1 pseudogene is annotated in these 572 nt (G+C 54.2%); it reads right to left on the minus strand.

What is annotated here, in order from left to right:
- A pseudogene (locus E1297_RS00865) lies at nt 1–545 on the minus strand (hypothetical protein); the annotation flags it as partial.
- Between the last annotated feature and the right edge of the window lie 27 nt (nt 546–572).

Genomic DNA, 572 nt, shown 5'->3' on the forward strand with positions numbered 1-572 from the left:
GCGGTTGAGACAAGATCGGCCCATGTTGGTGCGGTATGGCCAACTGTCTCTTGCAAGAGCTGAATCATGACGTCGCTTGCGATAGCGCGGACTTGCTCGATGCGAACATGATGAATGCCGGTATGTTCCGGAGGGCGTTGTTTTATCCTGCCCGTCCCGCAAGGCTCATTTTCAAGAGCCGTTTCAGCGGTGAAACCGCTGTCAGGACTTGTTTCATGTTCATCGCCGTCAGGCGATGGCCGTTTCTGATTACCTTCTCCGAAGGAGTTTTCGGTTGTATTTCTGGTATTATCTAGTCGGAAGTTTTTAGCCGACTGGTCGGAAATTCCCTCATTTTCACAAGGTTCAAGCAAGCCTTTGAGGTGGGTGAATGCCGCGTCCAAATCCATGCCCACGGCAACCAAATCTATCGCTTTGAACCTGGTCGTGATCTTGTCCGGACAACGTTCAACGGCAGCGACCGCAGCAGCGATTTCCGCGCCATCCAACCCTCGTTCTACCGCTTCCGCGATCCCTTCGCGCACGAGACGGCGCAGCGAGAGCACGCGGGTTCGTTCCCTCTCCCATAACTT

Source organism: Roseibium sp. RKSG952 (genome assembly GCF_009711355.1).